Source organism: Mesorhizobium sp. NZP2234, assembly GCF_013170765.1.
In the GTDB taxonomy this organism is placed as follows: domain Bacteria; phylum Pseudomonadota; class Alphaproteobacteria; order Rhizobiales; family Rhizobiaceae; genus Mesorhizobium; species Mesorhizobium loti_D.
This window is the reverse complement of record NZ_CP033364.1, coordinates 5,311,448-5,325,855: the sequence shown is the minus strand read 5'-3', so window position 1 is coordinate 5,325,855 and position 14,408 is coordinate 5,311,448. Positions and strand designations below refer to the sequence as shown.

General features: G+C 62.6%; 17 protein-coding genes. 8 read left to right on the top strand and 9 right to left on the bottom strand.

The genetic code is table 11. The features are described from left to right. The 4 genes from EB230_RS26335 to EB230_RS26320 form a co-directional block, all read right to left on the bottom strand. On the bottom strand, positions 1-987 hold the full coding sequence (locus EB230_RS26335) for an ABC transporter permease (RefSeq protein ID WP_056564189.1): 987 nt from the start codon (positions 985-987) through the stop codon (positions 1-3). Positions 988-1,103: 116 nt separating this feature from the next. Further along, the gene (locus EB230_RS26330; protein WP_056564187.1) at positions 1,104-2,039 is read right to left on the bottom strand and encodes a substrate-binding domain-containing protein; all 936 of its coding nucleotides are present in this window, start codon (positions 2,037-2,039) and stop codon (positions 1,104-1,106) included. A 194-nt stretch (positions 2,040-2,233) separates the two neighbouring features. Beyond that, entirely contained in the window at positions 2,234-2,428 is a 195-nt protein-coding gene (locus EB230_RS33020; RefSeq protein ID WP_056564186.1) for an ATP-binding cassette domain-containing protein, read from the bottom strand. 103 nt (positions 2,429-2,531) lie between these two features. Then, complete coding sequence (locus EB230_RS26320) at positions 2,532-3,689, bottom strand: fumarylacetoacetate hydrolase family protein (RefSeq protein ID WP_056564184.1); 1,158 nt, start codon at positions 3,687-3,689, stop codon at positions 2,532-2,534. A 351-nt stretch (positions 3,690-4,040) separates the two neighbouring features. Here EB230_RS26320 and EB230_RS26315 point away from each other — a divergent pair, with 351 nt between their 5' ends. From EB230_RS26315 to EB230_RS26285, 7 genes are all read left to right on the top strand, one after another. Further along, complete coding sequence (locus EB230_RS26315; RefSeq protein ID WP_172374210.1) at positions 4,041-4,925, top strand: ABC transporter permease; 885 nt, start codon at positions 4,041-4,043, stop codon at positions 4,923-4,925. Further along, positions 4,922-5,743 carry an ABC transporter permease gene (locus EB230_RS26310; protein ID WP_172374209.1) on the top strand — a complete coding sequence of 274 codons (822 nt, stop codon included), beginning with the start codon at positions 4,922-4,924 and terminating at the stop codon, positions 5,741-5,743. Before EB230_RS26315 ends, EB230_RS26310 begins: the two co-directional genes overlap by 4 nt. Positions 5,744-5,769: 26 nt before the next feature. After that, the gene (locus EB230_RS26305; RefSeq protein ID WP_065004940.1) at positions 5,770-6,837 is read left to right on the top strand and encodes an ABC transporter substrate-binding protein; all 1,068 of its coding nucleotides are present in this window, start codon (positions 5,770-5,772) and stop codon (positions 6,835-6,837) included. Between the two features lie 176 nt (positions 6,838-7,013). Beyond that, positions 7,014-7,622, top strand: a complete 609-nt coding sequence (locus EB230_RS26300; RefSeq protein ID WP_056564178.1) for a cupin domain-containing protein — start codon at positions 7,014-7,016, stop codon at positions 7,620-7,622. After that, positions 7,612-8,697, top strand: a complete 1,086-nt coding sequence (locus EB230_RS26295; RefSeq protein ID WP_172374208.1) for an ABC transporter ATP-binding protein — start codon at positions 7,612-7,614, stop codon at positions 8,695-8,697. Before EB230_RS26300 ends, EB230_RS26295 begins: the two co-directional genes overlap by 11 nt. A 295-nt stretch (positions 8,698-8,992) precedes the next feature. Further along, positions 8,993-9,610, top strand: coding sequence for a 2'-5' RNA ligase family protein (locus tag EB230_RS26290; protein WP_172374207.1), 618 nt, complete (start codon positions 8,993-8,995; stop codon positions 9,608-9,610). A 138-nt stretch (positions 9,611-9,748) separates the two neighbouring features. Next, entirely contained in the window at positions 9,749-10,102 is a 354-nt protein-coding gene (locus tag EB230_RS26285; protein ID WP_056564169.1) for a SnoaL-like domain-containing protein, read from the top strand. A 90-nt stretch (positions 10,103-10,192) separates the two neighbouring features. On the opposite strand, the gene EB230_RS26280 is transcribed toward EB230_RS26285, so the two are convergent. Both EB230_RS26280 and EB230_RS26275 read right to left on the bottom strand, forming a co-directional pair. Beyond that, positions 10,193-10,672, bottom strand: a complete 480-nt coding sequence (locus EB230_RS26280) for an SRPBCC family protein (protein ID WP_172374206.1) — start codon at positions 10,670-10,672, stop codon at positions 10,193-10,195. Next, positions 10,669-11,025 (bottom strand): metalloregulator ArsR/SmtB family transcription factor, encoded by a 357-nt coding sequence (locus tag EB230_RS26275; protein ID WP_056564159.1) that lies wholly within the window; start codon positions 11,023-11,025, stop codon positions 10,669-10,671. Before EB230_RS26275 ends, EB230_RS26280 begins: the two co-directional genes overlap by 4 nt. 168 nt (positions 11,026-11,193) lie before the next feature. Here EB230_RS26275 and EB230_RS26270 point away from each other — a divergent pair, with 168 nt between their 5' ends. Beyond that, positions 11,194-11,544 carry an ArsC family reductase gene (locus EB230_RS26270; protein WP_056564156.1) on the top strand — a complete coding sequence of 117 codons (351 nt, stop codon included), beginning with the start codon at positions 11,194-11,196 and terminating at the stop codon, positions 11,542-11,544. Positions 11,545-11,739: 195 nt separating this feature from the next. On the opposite strand, the gene EB230_RS26265 is transcribed toward EB230_RS26270, so the two are convergent. The 3 genes from EB230_RS26265 to EB230_RS26255 are packed head-to-tail and all read right to left on the bottom strand — an operon-like array spanning position 11,740 to position 14,367. Then, a complete protein-coding gene (locus EB230_RS26265; RefSeq protein WP_172374205.1) occupies positions 11,740-12,096 on the bottom strand; it encodes a DUF488 domain-containing protein in 357 nt (118 codons plus the stop codon). 25 nt (positions 12,097-12,121) lie between these two features. Continuing rightward, positions 12,122-13,378, bottom strand: coding sequence for an aminopeptidase (locus EB230_RS26260; RefSeq protein ID WP_172374204.1), 1,257 nt, complete (start codon positions 13,376-13,378; stop codon positions 12,122-12,124). Continuing rightward, positions 13,375-14,367, bottom strand: coding sequence for a LysR substrate-binding domain-containing protein (locus EB230_RS26255; RefSeq protein ID WP_056564151.1), 993 nt, complete (start codon positions 14,365-14,367; stop codon positions 13,375-13,377). The genes EB230_RS26260 and EB230_RS26255 overlap by 4 nt, the downstream gene beginning before the upstream one ends. Between the last annotated feature and the right edge of the window lie 41 nt (positions 14,368-14,408).

The following is a 14,408-nucleotide window of genomic DNA, read 5'->3' as shown; positions in this document are numbered from 1 at the left end:
TCAAGTCCCTGCCTGATGCCGGCGTTCCAGCCATGAGTGGAGCGCCATCATGCCAAGGATGATAGCGCCGATGAAGATGTTGTAGGCGAGGCCCGGCACGCCGATCAGCACGATGCCGTTGCGCATCACCCGCAGGATCAGGATGCCGAGCACGGTGCCGATGATGGTACCGCGCCCGCCGGTCAGCGCCGTGCCGCCGATCACCACCATGGCGATGACTTCGAGTTCGTAGCCGGTGCCGCTGTTGGGATTGGCTGCGGACGTGCGCAGCGAGGAGATGACGCCGGCCAGCGAAGCCATGACCGAGGAGAGCACGAACAGGCCGATCTTGACGCGGTTGACATTGACGCCGCGGGCCCGCGCCGCGTTGGGATTGCCGCCCGCCGCCTGGATCCAGTTGCCGGTCCGGCTCTGCGTCAGCACATAGCCGAGCGCGATCGCCGCGGCGATGAACCAGAACAGCGACATGTAGATGCGGAACGGCCCGATGAAGAAGTCGCCGACCAGCGCTTCCGCCAGCCAGCTGCCCTCGGCGCTCCAGGTGCGTTGCGGAAAACCGTCGGTGATGAAAAGGGCACTGCCGCGCACCACTAAAAGCATGCCGAGCGTCACCAGGAAGGAGGGGATCTTGAGCTGGGTGACGAACCAGCCATTGACCAGGCCGATCAGGGCGGCGACCAGCAGCGCGGCGACGAAGCCCATTTCCAGCGAGGTGACGCCACTGTTGAACAGCGTCCACATCAGCACCGGCGAAAAGCCGAACAGGGAGCCGACGGAAAGGTCGAATTCGCCTGACGTCATCAGCAACGTCATCGCCAGCGCGATCAGGCCGAGCTCGACGGTGAAGGCCAGCGTGTTGGAGATATTCTGTGGCGACAGGAAGTCGTGGTTGAAGCCCCAGAAGACACCGATCTCTACGACGAGCAGCACGAAGGGACCAAATTCAGGCCGCGCGATCAGGCGTTGGACAAGCGAATGATTTTCCACAGGGAACCCGCGACATGGTTGGAACGGGCCGCGATCCCACCGCATCGGGCGGGCCAGTCGCGGCGCAAGGGAAACCTGGCGCCGCGTGCCAGAACGGTGCGGCGCCAGGATCGCGGTTATTTGCCGGACAGGATCTTGTCGTAGACGCCGGCCGTGTCCTTTTCGTAGAGCGCGCCGGTGATGACGTTGAAGCCCGGAGGAATGCCTGACGCGGCCATGTTGGCGAGCGACAGCGCGACATAGCTGGTCGCCTGCGGGTCCTGCCACTGGCCGGCATTGACATAGCCGTTCAGCACTTCCTGCGTGGTGTCGAGCGAATTGCCCCAGCCGACGACCGGGATTTCGCCCGGCTTGACGCCGACCTGGTCGAACACCCGCTTGATCGAGCCGGTGACGAGGTCGCCGAGGCCGATGATGGCGTTGACCTTGCCTTTGTGGGCGGTGAGGTAGTCGACCATGCGGTTGATCACCTCGGCCTGATCGAGCGTCGCTTCGGTCACTTCATAGGTGATGCCGAGCGGTCCGAACACGCTCTTGATGCCTTCTTCTTCCTGGACGCCGTAGGTGGCGCCGGGAATCTCGACCGGCATCCAGACGAAGTCGCCCTTCTTCACCAGGCCCTTGTCGACCAGATACTGCGCCCAATGCTTGCCGAAGGTGACGTTGTCGCCGCCGACATAGGCATTGAAATTGGCCTTGGGATCGGGCGTGTTGAAGTTGATGATCGGGATGTTGGCGGCGCGGGCTTCCTTGACGATCTCGACAAGGCTGCCCGGATCGGGGCTGGTGGTGACGATACCGTCGGCCTTGGCCGAGAGGGCGGCGCGAACCGCTTCCTGCTGGGAGGCGACATCGCCATTGTGGAACGAGGTGTTGACGGTATTGCCGGTGTCCTTGGCCCATTGCTTGGCACCGGCCAGGAAGTAGGTCCAGACCGGGTCGGCCGGGCCGCCATGTGAAATCCAGTAGAAGGTCTTGGCCTGTGCCGCGGCGGGAATGACCGTCAGCGCGACCAGCAGGCCGTAGAGCACAAGTCTCAGTCTTGTCAGCATTTGATTTCCTCCCGGTTGAAGATGATCCGTCCCTTGTTCCGGCTCGGCCGGATTGCGTCTTTTGCCAGCGCCGCTCGGATGCCTAAGAGCATTCCCTTTTTCGACGAATGGCAAGCCTCCATCTGCAGATGTAGTCGGCGCCTGACGCGCCGCCATCAGCGGACCCATCAGATTGCATCAGTTGGGAGGATTTTTCAGGGCAGCCGGATGATCGGCGAAGGGGCTCGGCCCGTCAGCACCTTTGTCAGCGTTGACTTGCCGGCGCCGCTTTCGCCGACCAGCGCGTGGATCGAGCCGCCCTCGATCACAAGGTTCATGTCTTCGAGCATGACCGTGCCGCCAAGGCGACTGGCGACCTTGCGCACGAACAGGATCGGCGAATCGGACATCGGAGCGGCCCCCTGACCGCACCGCGACCTTGAAGCGGATCGCGTCCGCAGTCATCCAGTTCCGCGCAAAATCATGTTGGTTGCGGCGGTTTGGGCGAAGATTCTAGAGAAGATCAGCTTTCGCCAGGTCGCGCATCAAATGGCTGGCGCCGTAGGTCCAGTGCGGGCAATCGGGCGACAGCCGCACCCGGTTGACCAGCGCGCCGAATTTTTCCGACGAGATGGTGACGATGTCGCCGACCTTGTGTGTAAACCCCTTGCCTTTCTCGCCGCGGTCCTTCGACGGCACGAACATGGTGCCGAGATAGAGCGCCAGCCCGTCCGGATACTGATGGTGCGGCCCCATGGCCGCGGCAACCAACTCTTCCGGCGAACGGCTGATCTCGGCCATCGAGCTTGCGCCTTCCAGCGAGAATCCGTCCTCGCCCTCGACTTTCAGGCGCACCACGGCCCGCTTCACGTCGTCGATCGAGAACGTGTCGTCGAACAGGCGGATGAAGGGGCCAAGCGATGCGGAGGCGTTGTTGTCTTTGGCCTTGCCAAGCAGCAGTGCGGAGCGTCCTTCCACGTCGCGCAGATTGACATCGTTGCCGATGGTGGCGCCGACGATCCTGCCGCTCGAGGCGGCGATCATGGCGATCTCCGGTTCCGGATTGTTCCAGGTCGACACCGGATGCAGGCCGACATCGGCGCCGAAGCCGACCGAGGCCATCGGTTGGCACTTGGTGAAGATCTCTGCGTCGGGGCCTATGCCCACTTCCAGATATTGCGACCAGGCGCCGCGCGCGATGAGCTTGGCCTTGATCTCCATGGCCTCCGGGGACCCCGGCTTGAGCTTCGACAAATCATGGCCGATCAGTCCGGCAATGTCGGCGCGGATGGCATCGGCCTTTTCCGCCGAGCCGCGCGCCTGTTCCTCGATCACCCGCTCGAGCAGGCTGACGACGAAGGTGACGCCCGATGCCTTGACCGCCTGCAGGTCGACAGGGGAGAGGAGGTGCGGTTTTGCCGGATCGCGCCCGGCCTCGAAACTGTTGGCCGCGATGTCATCGAGCGAGCCGATCGGCTTGCCCCTGGCCGAGCGCACATGCCCTGCCGGATCGGCCATCTCGCAGATATCACGCACGGTCGGCGCCGCGCTTGATGTGATGTCGAAGACGGTGCCGTCACGTACCGTGACCACCATGGGATGCGAGACATCGCCACTCCTGGCGCGGCCGACAAAAAGACCCTCGGTGGGCAGATGCGTCGGGTTTGTCATGCGCGGGATCCTCTGATCATCGAAATTGCGGCTTGCCGGATGGGCGCGGCACTTTCACCGGATTCCGCTCAAAGGTCTATCCCATCGATGGTGATCCAAGCTGCCGTGCTTTGGCTGTGAAACCTCGGATCCGCGACAGCTCGGTCTTGCCAGGCGGCACAAAACGGCGAGCTTTTTCAAGAGGATGAAACGCCCAATGGATTTTCATGCCGGACAAGTAAGCCCGTGCGGCTCCGGTCTCGCCGAATTCGGGCGTTGATCCCAACCATCAATGCCAGCGGGATTCTGCTTGACAGTTTCACAAATATGAAAAAATCTCAGCCAATTTCAGAATCTCGATGGAACAGGTCCATGTCGACCCTGGTTGCAACAGAGGTGCCCGAATCCCGGTCCTTGTCGGGCTTCCGGCTCGCCATGCTGCTGCCGGGGGCAATGGTCACGTTCCTGGTGATCCTGTTCGCGCTTGGCCTGGTGCTGTTCCTTGCCTTCCGCGGCAATGACGGCTCGCTGCTCGGCGTTGGGCTGACCGTCGAAAACTTCACCACCGTGGCAACCGATCCGCTCTACTGGACGGTGACGCTGCGCTCGCTGGTCATTGCCGGTCTGGTGACGCTGGCAACCGTCGTCACCGCCTATCCCGTCGCCTACTATCTCGCCTTCCATGCCGGGCATCGGCGCGGCCTGCTGCTTTTCCTGGTCACGCTGCCGTTCTGGACCAGCTATCTCCTGCGCGTCTTCGCCTGGAAGATCGTGCTGGCTTATAATGGCGTCTTGAATTCGGCGCTGATCGAAAGCGGCATCTGGTCCGAGCCCACGCTGGCCTTCCTCAACACGCCGGCGGCGGTGGTCGTCACGCTCGCCCATGCCTACGCGCCGTTCGCCATCCTGCCCATCTATGTGGCGCTGGACACGATCCCGAAATCGCTGCTCGAGGCCGCCTCCGATCTTGGCGCGCGGCCGTTCACCGCGTTCCGCCGCGTCGTTTTGCCAAACTCCATGCCCGGCGTTCTGGCCGCGGCCCTAGTCGTCTTCGTGCCGACGGTCGGTGACTATGTCACGCCGGCCATGGTCGGCGGCCCGGCCAGCACCATGATCGGCACGCTGATCCAGTCACAGTTCGGCAAGGCCAATGACTGGCCGTTCGGCGCGGCGCTTTCGGTCTGCGTCATGCTGGTCATTCTCCTCGTTGTGCTGGTCGCGCGCGGCGCCGACCGCAGATTTGGCAGCCGCACATGAGGGCCGAACGCGCCGGTACAAAACGGGATAGCCGCTGGCTCGGCCTCTACGTACTTGCCTATCTGGTGTTCCTCTATCTGCCGGTTCTGCTGATCCCGCTGTTTTCCTTCAACGATTCCATCCAGGCGGCGTTTCCCCTGCAGGGCTTCACGCTGCAGTGGTACGCGACGCTCTACGGCAATCCGGCGCTTTCGGGCGCGCTCGCCAACAGCCTCGTCATCGGCGTCGTCGCGGCTTCGGGCGCCACGCTGTGCGGCATCACCGTGTCCTATATGGATCTGTATGGCCGCTCCCCTTTGGCCGTCACCATCAGCGCCATCGCGCGGCTTCCGATCCTCATCCCGGGCGTCATCGTCGGCATATCGTTGCTGATCCTTGTCAACCTGATCGGCCTCGGGCCATCGCGCATCGCCATCGTTCTCGGCCACATACTGGTGGCTCTGCCGACCACCGTGGTCATCATGCGCAGCCGTTTCGCCGCCATCCCCAGGACCGTTCGCGAGGCGGCCCTCGATCTTGGCGCTTCCGACTGGACGACGTTCCGGCGCGTCATGCTGCCGCTCAGCCTGCCGGCCGTGCTGTCGGCCTTCATGCTTGCTTTCCTGATCTCCTTCGATGAATTCATCGTCGTCTTCTTCCTCGCCGGAACCGAGCCGACATTGCCGCTCTACATCTGGAGCCAACTGCGCTTTCCCCGATCGTTGCCGACTGTCATGGCGCTGGGGACGGTGATCCTGGCTGTTTCCTTCATCATCGCCGGTACCGCCGAGATCCTGCGCCATCGCGGGCTTGGCGCCGCGCGCCGCAATCCAGCCTGACCATAACAACCAAGAGGAGAACGAAAATGGCATTCCTGAAATCGATAACCGGACACAAGGCCCGGGCCGGCCTCGCGGCATTGGCGCTCGCCCTGTCCTCGACCGTGACGCTGGCCGCCGAAAAACTTCAGTATTTCACCTGGTCGGGTTACGAATTGCCCGACTTCAACAAAAGCTTCCTTGCCGCGCATCCCGATGGCGTCGAGGCCTCGATCTTCGGGGACGACGACGATGCCTTCACCAAGGTCAAGGCTGGCTTCCGTCCTGACATCGCCCATCCCTGCTATGACAAGGTGGCGCGCTGGAACAAGGAAGGCCTGCTGCAGCCGATCGACACCAAGCGCATCAAGAACTGGGATTCGATCTTCCCGGTATTCAAGAACCTGCCCGACCTGCAAGCCGGCGACGGCAAGGTCTGGATGGTGCCGTGGGACTGGGGCAACACCTCGATCCTCTACCGCACCGACCTGGTGAAGAATCCCGAGGCGAGCTGGAACCTGCTCTGGGACAAGCAATATGCCGGCCGCATGGCGACCATCGACGCCGTCCATGACACGCCGATCGTTGCCGCGCTTCTCGCCGGCGTGAACCCCTTCGACATGACGCCGGCTGAGATGGACAAGGTCGCGGCAAAGCTGCGCGAACAGCGCCCGCTGCTGTCGAGCTACACCACCGACATGACCTCGGTCGAGCAGGCGCTGGCCAGCGGCCAGCTGGTCGCCGCCATGACCTGGAACGCATCGGCCACCTCGCTGAAGAAGCAGGGCGTGCCCGTCGAGTTCATGAAGCCGAAGGAAGGCATGCTGACCTGGGCCTGCGGCTTCGTCATGCTGAAGGACGCCAAGAATGTCGATCTCGCCTATGACTTCATCAACAGTCGGCTCGACGCCGACTCCGGCAAATTCCTGATCCAGTCCTATGGCTATGGCAGCTCGCTCAGCACTGCTTTCGCCGGCGTGTCGAAGGACGAACTGGAGAAGCTGCAACTGCCGTCCGACCCGGAGGTGATGCTGAAGAGCACCATCTTCACCGGGCCGATGAAACAGAACGACGATGTGGCCAAGATGTTCGAGAAAGTGAAGGCTGGCGGGTGATGCTGGTTCTTCCTTCTCCCCTTGTGGGAGAAGGTGTCGCCGAAGGCGACGGATGAGGGGTGCTCCAGCTTGGCGCCGACGGTGATCCGTCACCCACCCCTCATCCGTCTCGGCGCTACGCGCCGATCCACCTTCTCCCACAAGGGGAGAAGGAAGAAGCAAACGAGGACGAATGCATGGATGTTCTTGACGAAGCGGCGGACAAGCCGAAGGATGATGCCGATGTGCGGGTCGGCCGACGCGTGCGGGCGCTCAGGCTCGAGCGCCGCCTGTCGCTGGCCGAGCTGGCCGTGAGGGCGGGCGTGTCGATCGGCGCGCTCAGCCAGATCGAACGCGGCATGTCCTCGTTGCGCGTCAAGGTAATCTGGCCGCTCGCCGCCGCGCTCGACATCGAGCCTTCGGCGCTGATTGCCGATGGCAACGAGGCCGTCAACGATCTCTATTGCGTGCGCGCCAACAGCCGCCGCGCGATTCCGGTGAAATCCGAAGGCATCGCCAAGGCACTGCTGTCGCCGCCTGGCGCGACGCTGACCGGCATGCTGGTGACGGTGGAAGCCGGTGGCGGCACGGCGGAAGCCTACGCCCATGCCGGCCATGAATTCGGCTTCGTGCTTTCGGGCGAAGTCGAACTGGTGGTGGATTCGACAAGATATGGGCTGAAGACCGGCGACAGTTTCGCTTTCAAGAGCACGCTTTTGCACGCCTTCCGCAATCCCGGCGCGGAGCAGTGCCAGATCCTGTGGGTCAACACCACGAAGCCGTCCGAGGTTCGCGATGGCGCCTGATCCACTCGTCCGGCTGCAGGCGGTTTCCAAGGTTTTCCCCGGTGGCATCGTCGGGCTCGATGCTGTCGATCTCGACATTGTCAGCGGCGAATTCATCACGCTGCTCGGGCCGTCGGGCTGCGGCAAGACCACCAGCCTGCGTGTCATTGCCGGCTTCGAAAGTCCGTCGAGCGGCAAGGTCTTGCTCGAGGGCCGTGACATCACGGCCCTTCGGCCTTTCGACCGGCCGGTCAACACCGTGTTCCAGGACTACGCGCTGTTTCCGCACATGGACGTCGCCGAGAATGTCGGCTTCGGCCTGTCCTTGCGAAAACTGTCCGGCGCCGAGCAGGCTAAGCGCGTCGGCGAAGCCCTGGAGATGGTGGGTCTCGCCGACAAGCTTCGCGCTCGCGTCCTGGAACTTTCGGGCGGCCAGCGCCAGCGCGTCGCGCTCGCCCGCGCCATCGTCTGCGAGCCGCGCGTGCTCTTGCTCGACGAGCCGCTGTCGGCGCTGGACGCGCATCTGCGCGAACAGATGCAAGTCGAGTTGAAGCGGCTGCAGTCGCGGCTTGGCACCACCTTCGTGATGGTCACCCACGACCAGACCGAGGCGCTGTCGATCTCCGACCGCATCGTCGTCATGAACAGGGGCCGCATCGAGCAGATCGCACCGCCGGCAACCCTCTATGATCGGCCCGCAACAAAGTTCGTGGCGAGCTTCATCGGCACCATGAATCTCCTGCAATCGCGTTTTGTCGGCCGCGATGGCGATCGCCTGCGTTTCACTGCCGGCACCTTGCCGCTGGAGGCCATTTCCGAAACCGGCCAGTCCCCCGGCGAAGGCGACATGCGCACCATCGGCGTGCGTCCGGAGGATCTGCTGGCGACGACCGAGGCCGCGCCCGGCACGGCGCCGGCACGTGTCAACAGCATCGTATTTCACGGTCGTACGCTACGCCTGCATGCCGAACTCGGGCAAGGGTTGCCGGTCGTGATCGATGCGCCGCGCAAGGCAGAGGGGTTTCAATTCAGCGTCGGTGATGTGGCGCATATCAGCCTGCGTCGTGGCGCCAACTGCCCTGTGCTGCCGGGCTAGGCTGACCACCTCGCAAGGTCTGCACACAACTGCGGGGGCGAAGCAGGTCTCGATCGACTATCGGACCGGGCACGTTCGGGGGCGGATATGCAGGTTGTGCGATCCATGGCTTCTTCGAGATCAAGGGCATCATCGGCGACGGTGACTTCGAGAGCCCTGCCTGACAGGGCTCCCTCAATCTTGAAGTTGCAGGCGCTGATGCGGAGAGCATCGGCGCCTGTTTCGTTTCAACTTGATTTGTTCACTTTATGTTCTATATTTCTCGACTGGATTCAATTTGCCGACGAGTTCCGTCATGAGTAGGCAACCTGCATTCGCAAAGAACGGTCAGACCTCTTTCCCATTTGAGGAACCGAGTCCAATCCGGGAGCCACATCTGTTCTACGCGTTTCTGGTCGAAGCCCCAGTCAACGTGATGCTGCGGCGCAGGGCAGAGCGCTACAATCGGGAACTGGGGTTGCGAGGATGGCTGACGCCAACCGATCAAATACACATAACCCTGATGGGCCTTGGCGACGGCAAACAGGAGCGTGTGGTGGAGATCGCCCGCCATGTCGGCTTGCTAATACAGGCTGCGCCATTCGAAGTTTACTTCGACTGCCTGTCGGCCTTCGGCGGCGGAGCGCTGGTGCTTCGCAGCAGCGACCATTCGCTGGCCCTGCAAGCCTTCTGGCGAAAGCTCTCCGCTGTGATCGACGACAGCCCGCTGCAGCCGTTCGTCACGAGTTCTTTGGAGCCACATGTCACGCTGCTTCGTGACAGAAGAGGCATGCCGAAAGTGCGGGAACAGATTGTTGAGCCGATATTCTGGACGGTGCGCAGCTTTGCGCTGATCCGCAGCTATCAGGGCGAATACGAATGTCCGGCGATCTGGCAATTGACCGGTCAGGACGATTCCCTTGCGGGTATGTAAGCCGCCGCAGCAAATCTCGTCACACGGCCGCGCTATATCCATCGTCCTGACACGGCTTGTCAGCTGTCATGGGGGCAAGGGTGGCGGGCCGGCAAGCACTTCCTTACTTCGAGTGCGTCTGAACAGGAGGAACACAAAATGACCATCGCGGAAATTGCCAAGGATTTCACCGAGCTCCTCAAGCAGGGAGACCACAACGGTGCCGCCGAAAAGTACAATGCCGATGACATCGCCAGCTACGAGGCCATGGAGGGACCGATGGCCGTCAGCCACGGCAAGGAGGCCCTCAGGCAGAAAAGCCAATGGTGGCAAGAGAACCATGAGGTCCACGGTGGAACGGTCGAGGGACCCTATGTCAATGGCGACCAGTTCGCGGTGCGCTTCACATTCGACGTCACACCCAAGGCCACCGGCCAGCGTGTAACCATGGACGAGGTTGGCCTCTACACGGTCAAGAACGGCAAGATTACCGAAGAGCGTTTTTACTACTGAGGCAGGAGATGCCTCCAACTTCGAAGCCTGCTCTTCGCTTCGAGATAGAAGCATTGCGGCCGGGACGGCGTCCGGGTCGCAATGTGCCGCTCAAATCGTCTTCACATACTCGGCAAGCTGGTCGGCCACCGTGCCCCAGCCATCGAAGAAGCCCATCTCCTCATGGCTGTTGCGGGTCGCCTCGTCGCGGTGGATGGCGGTGGCGGTGTAGCGCGTGCCCCGGCCATCGGGCTGGAGAGAAATGACCGCGGTGATGAACGGTTCGCCTGACGGCCGATAGCCCGGCAGCAGCGCATCCGTCCACACCAGCCGCGCGTTCGGCACGATTTCGAGATAGCAGCAATGGCGGTCGTTGACCTCCTTTCCGTCGGGCGACTGCATGCGTGTCCTGAACAACCCGCCTGGCTTGAGATCGATCTCGCAGTCGGTGATCATCCACGGCTTCGGCGTGAACCACTGCTTGACATGCTCCGGCTTCGTCCACGCCCGCCACAACAGGTCGCGCGGCGCATCGACGACGCGCTCCAGCACGAGGTCCAGCCTGGGATCCGGCTTGAAGGGATAGCTCATTTTTCCTGCTCCTTGAGGGTCATCACATAGGCGTCGAACTGGTCGAGGCGGCGCTTCCACAGTGTCCGCTGTTCGGCCAGCCAGTTCTCGGCAAGCTTCAGCGGCTCGGGTGCCAATTGGTAGGTTCGGGTGCGGCCGATCTTTTCCGATCGCACCAACCCGCAGCCCTCCAGCACCTTGAGGTGTTCGATGAAGGAGGGCAGGGCCATCTCGAAGGGATGCGCCAGCTCGCTCACCGAGGCCGGGCCGCGGTTCAGCCGCTCGACGACACTGCGCCGCGTCGGGTCGGCAAGCGCGCGGAAGATGCCGTCGATGGGCGGAAGGTTCGGATTGGCAGTCTGGAGGCTTGTCATTGCTCGGTCCCAAAGCGTCGTCAAAAGCGACCCAAAAATACTTAGGAAAATTCCTTAGTATTGGCAAGTCCGAAAATTCCGCGGTTTCAGGCCTGGGCGCTGGCAAAGCGGGAAGGGCGGTTTTAGGCTGTGGGAAGGATTCGATTGTCAGCCCAAGGGAAACGCGCTTTGACGACTACGATCTACGGCATCACCACCTGCGACACGGTCAAGAAGGCGCGCGTCTGGCTGGAGGGCCATGACATTGCCTATCGCTTCCATGACTTTCGCGCGGAGGGGCTGGACGCGAAACGGCTGGGTGGCTGGGTTGGCAAGGTCGGCTGGGAAAAGCTGCTCAACAAGAGCAGTACCACGTTCCGCGAACTGCCGGACGCAGACAAGCAATCGCTCGACGAAAAAAAGGCCAAGGCGCTTATGCTGGCCAAGCCGACCATGATCAAGCGTCCGGTACTTGAAGTCGGAGACCAGATCTTGGTTGGGTTCAAGCCGGATGTCTATGCTCAGGCGGTTGGCAAGTAAGGGCTGTATTCGCCCACTTCGTCATTGCCTGAAAGCGGGGCTCCGAGGCGGTCTGATTCCTCGGAGCTGTTGACGAAGCTGTGGCCAACGATGGCTAGAGCACTTCACCGTTTCACGGAAACGGCGAACCACTCTAACTCCTTGTTTTTACGAAATTCCGGACGGAAAACCGCTCACACTTTTCCTGGAATTGCTCTAGTGAACGCCTGCGAGATACCCCGCCAACGCCACCGCATTGTTGTGCGCTTCGTCATGCGCACTGTAGAGCAGCGTCACCTTGCCATGGCGGAGCAGGCCACGCAGTCGCGCCACCGCCTCTTCGTTCTCATCGAGCTCAGCGCGATACCGCTTCTGAAATTCCGTCCAGAGTTCGGGCTTGTGCCCGAACCACTTGCGCAGATCGTCGCTCGGCGCGATCTCTTTCAGCCACAGCGCCAGCGCGGCATGCTCCTTGCTGACGCCGCGCGGCCAGATGCGATCGACCAGCACCCGTTGGCCGTCGGCCTTGTCGGGTGCTTCGTAGATGCGCTTGACCGCGATATCGAAAGTCATCCCGCCCTCGCAGGCTGGCAAGCCGTCAGGCCCACTCGCCCTTGCGCATGACCGCCACGCGGCTGCCGTCCTTGTGGACGCCGTCTATGTCGATCTTGTCCGAACCGATCATCCAGTCGATATGGATGAAGCTCTTGTTGCCGCCGCGGGCCGCGATCTCGTCCTGGCTGAGCGAGGCGCCGTTGACGAAACACTTCGAATAGCATTGGCCGAGCGCGATGTGGCAGGCGGCGTTCTCGTCGAACAGCGTGTTGAAGAACAACAGGCCGCTGGCCGAGATCGGCGAGGAATGCGGCACCAGTGCGACTTCGCCCAGGCGGCGCGATCCCTCGTCGGTGTCGAGCACTTTCTTCAGCACGTCTTCCCCTTTCGAAGCCTTGGCCTCGACTATCCGTCCGGCTTCGAACCGCACCGAGATGTCGTCGATCAGCGTGCCCTGGTAGGACAGCGGCTTGGTCGAGGAGACATGGCCTTCGACCCGCCTGGCATGCGGCGTGGTGAAGACCTCCTCGGTCGGGATGTTGGGATTGCAGGTGATGCCGTTCTTGGCGGTCGAGGCGCCGCCCATCCATTCATGGCTGTCCGCCAGCCCGACCGTCAGGTCGGTGCCCGGTCCGGTGAAATGCAGCGCGTGGAAATCATGGCCGTTCAGCCATTCGGTGCGGCCGCGCAGAGCGGCATTGTGCGCCTTCCAGTTGCCGATCGGGTCCTCCACATCCACCCGCGAGGCGGCGAAGATGGCATCGGCGAGCTTGACCACGGCGACATCGTCGGCATCGCCGGGAAAAACCTGCTTGGCCCATGCGAGGTCCGGATAGGCGATGATGTTCCAGTTGATGTCGAAGCCGGTGATCTTTTCCAGCGCCGGCTGGTAGGCCATGGAATTCGCCTTGTTGGCGCGCGCCACTTTCGCCGGGTCCTGCGCCGACAACAGCGAGGGATCCTCGCCGCGCACGGCAAGCCTGGCCGCATTGTTGGAAAAGGCCTTTGCCATGCCTTCATAGAGCCAGCCGGCGGCGTGGTCGAAACCGGCGTCGGCGCCGAAGCGGTAGCGCGCCAGCGTCATCTCGTCGTCGTTGAAGATCGGCGTCACCAGTCCGGCGCCGGCCTTGTAGGCGTGTTCGACGATCCGCCTGGTCAGCGGCAGGGCCGCGATCGACGAGGTCAGCACCAGATCCTGTCCCGGCTGCAATTGCAGCCCGACCTTGATGGCGACTTCCGCCAGCCTGTCGAGCTTCACCGGGTCGATCGTTGCGGAAACGCCGCGCGAATGTGTGGTCATGATCCTGCCTGCCGTAGTTGGATATTCGACTCTACATAGACCGGGGACACGGTGCTTTCCACCGCGATCGCGCTGGCGGGACCTGTAGTCGTCGCTCCGAATTGCGCCATCGTCGCTTCGATCTCTTCCTTGATCCAGATCTTGAAGTCCCGGACCTTGCGGCTTTCCGCCTTCGTCGACGACGTCACCAGCCAGTAACCGAGCCCGCTCTGGGCACGGATTCCGAACGGCGCCACCAGCCGTCCATCGGCCAGCGCATCCGCCGCCAGCAACTGCCAGCCCAGCATCACGCCATGGCCGGCAATCGCCGATTCCAAGCATAGCATCGGATCGGTGAAGCGGGCGCCCTTCTGGAAGGTGACGGGCGCAACACCGGCGGCGGCGAACCAGCTGTCCCAGTTGATCATTGCCCGCTCGTCGGTGATGGCGCAGGTCCGGGCAAGGTCCTCGATCGAGCTCAGTTTCCTGGCGATGCCGGGCGCGCAGACCGGGAAAACTTCCTGCGCCAGAAGCAGTTCCGCGCGTCCGCCCGGCCATTTGCCGTCGCCAAGCCGGATGGCGATGTCGATGTCGGAATGATCCAGATTGGCCAGCCGCACCGAAGCGTCGATGCGCAGCAGCACATTGGGATGCCGGTCGAAGTGACGCGACAGTCGCGGCAGCAGCCATTTCGAGGCAAAGGCCGGCGCCACCGAAACCACCAGGGTGCATTGGGTCGCTTCGTCCGCCAGCGCCACCGCCTGGGCAAGCTCGCGAAATCCAGCACCAAGACGGGCCGCGAAGACAGCGCCGAATTCGGTCAGCGCGAGACCGCTGGCCGTGCGCTCGAACAGCGCCTGGCCGAGCTGCTTTTCGGTACGGCTTATCTGCTGGCTGACCGCGCTGACGGAAACGTTGAGCTCGCCGGCGGCCGCTGCAAGCGAGCCGAGACGGGCAACGGCCTCGACGGCCCGAAGGCCGTTGAGATGGACGCGATTGAGCATGGCCATTTGAGATTTTCTAAACTGGTCCGGCCGAAATCTCAATTGAA

Coding starts and splice junctions, on each gene's coding strand:
- EB230_RS26330 (WP_056564187.1), bottom strand. CDS start 2,039: ATGCTGACAAGACTGAGACTTGTGCTCTACGGCCTGCTGGTCGCGCTG.
- EB230_RS33020 (WP_056564186.1), bottom strand. CDS start 2,428: ATGTCCGATTCGCCGATCCTGTTCGTGCGCAAGGTCGCCAGTCGCCTT.
- EB230_RS26320 (WP_056564184.1), bottom strand. CDS start 3,689: ATGACAAACCCGACGCATCTGCCCACCGAGGGTCTTTTTGTCGGCCGC.
- EB230_RS26315 (WP_172374210.1), top strand. CDS start 4,041: ATGTCGACCCTGGTTGCAACAGAGGTGCCCGAATCCCGGTCCTTGTCG.
- EB230_RS26310 (WP_172374209.1), top strand. CDS start 4,922: ATGAGGGCCGAACGCGCCGGTACAAAACGGGATAGCCGCTGGCTCGGC.
- EB230_RS26305 (WP_065004940.1), top strand. CDS start 5,770: ATGGCATTCCTGAAATCGATAACCGGACACAAGGCCCGGGCCGGCCTC.
- EB230_RS26300 (WP_056564178.1), top strand. CDS start 7,014: ATGGATGTTCTTGACGAAGCGGCGGACAAGCCGAAGGATGATGCCGAT.
- EB230_RS26295 (WP_172374208.1), top strand. CDS start 7,612: ATGGCGCCTGATCCACTCGTCCGGCTGCAGGCGGTTTCCAAGGTTTTC.
- EB230_RS26290 (WP_172374207.1), top strand. CDS start 8,993: ATGAGTAGGCAACCTGCATTCGCAAAGAACGGTCAGACCTCTTTCCCA.
- EB230_RS26285 (WP_056564169.1), top strand. CDS start 9,749: ATGACCATCGCGGAAATTGCCAAGGATTTCACCGAGCTCCTCAAGCAG.
- EB230_RS26280 (WP_172374206.1), bottom strand. CDS start 10,672: ATGAGCTATCCCTTCAAGCCGGATCCCAGGCTGGACCTCGTGCTGGAG.
- EB230_RS26275 (WP_056564159.1), bottom strand. CDS start 11,025: ATGACAAGCCTCCAGACTGCCAATCCGAACCTTCCGCCCATCGACGGC.
- EB230_RS26265 (WP_172374205.1), bottom strand. CDS start 12,096: ATGACTTTCGATATCGCGGTCAAGCGCATCTACGAAGCACCCGACAAG.
- EB230_RS26260 (WP_172374204.1), bottom strand. CDS start 13,378: ATGACCACACATTCGCGCGGCGTTTCCGCAACGATCGACCCGGTGAAG.
- EB230_RS26255 (WP_056564151.1), bottom strand. CDS start 14,367: ATGGCCATGCTCAATCGCGTCCATCTCAACGGCCTTCGGGCCGTCGAG.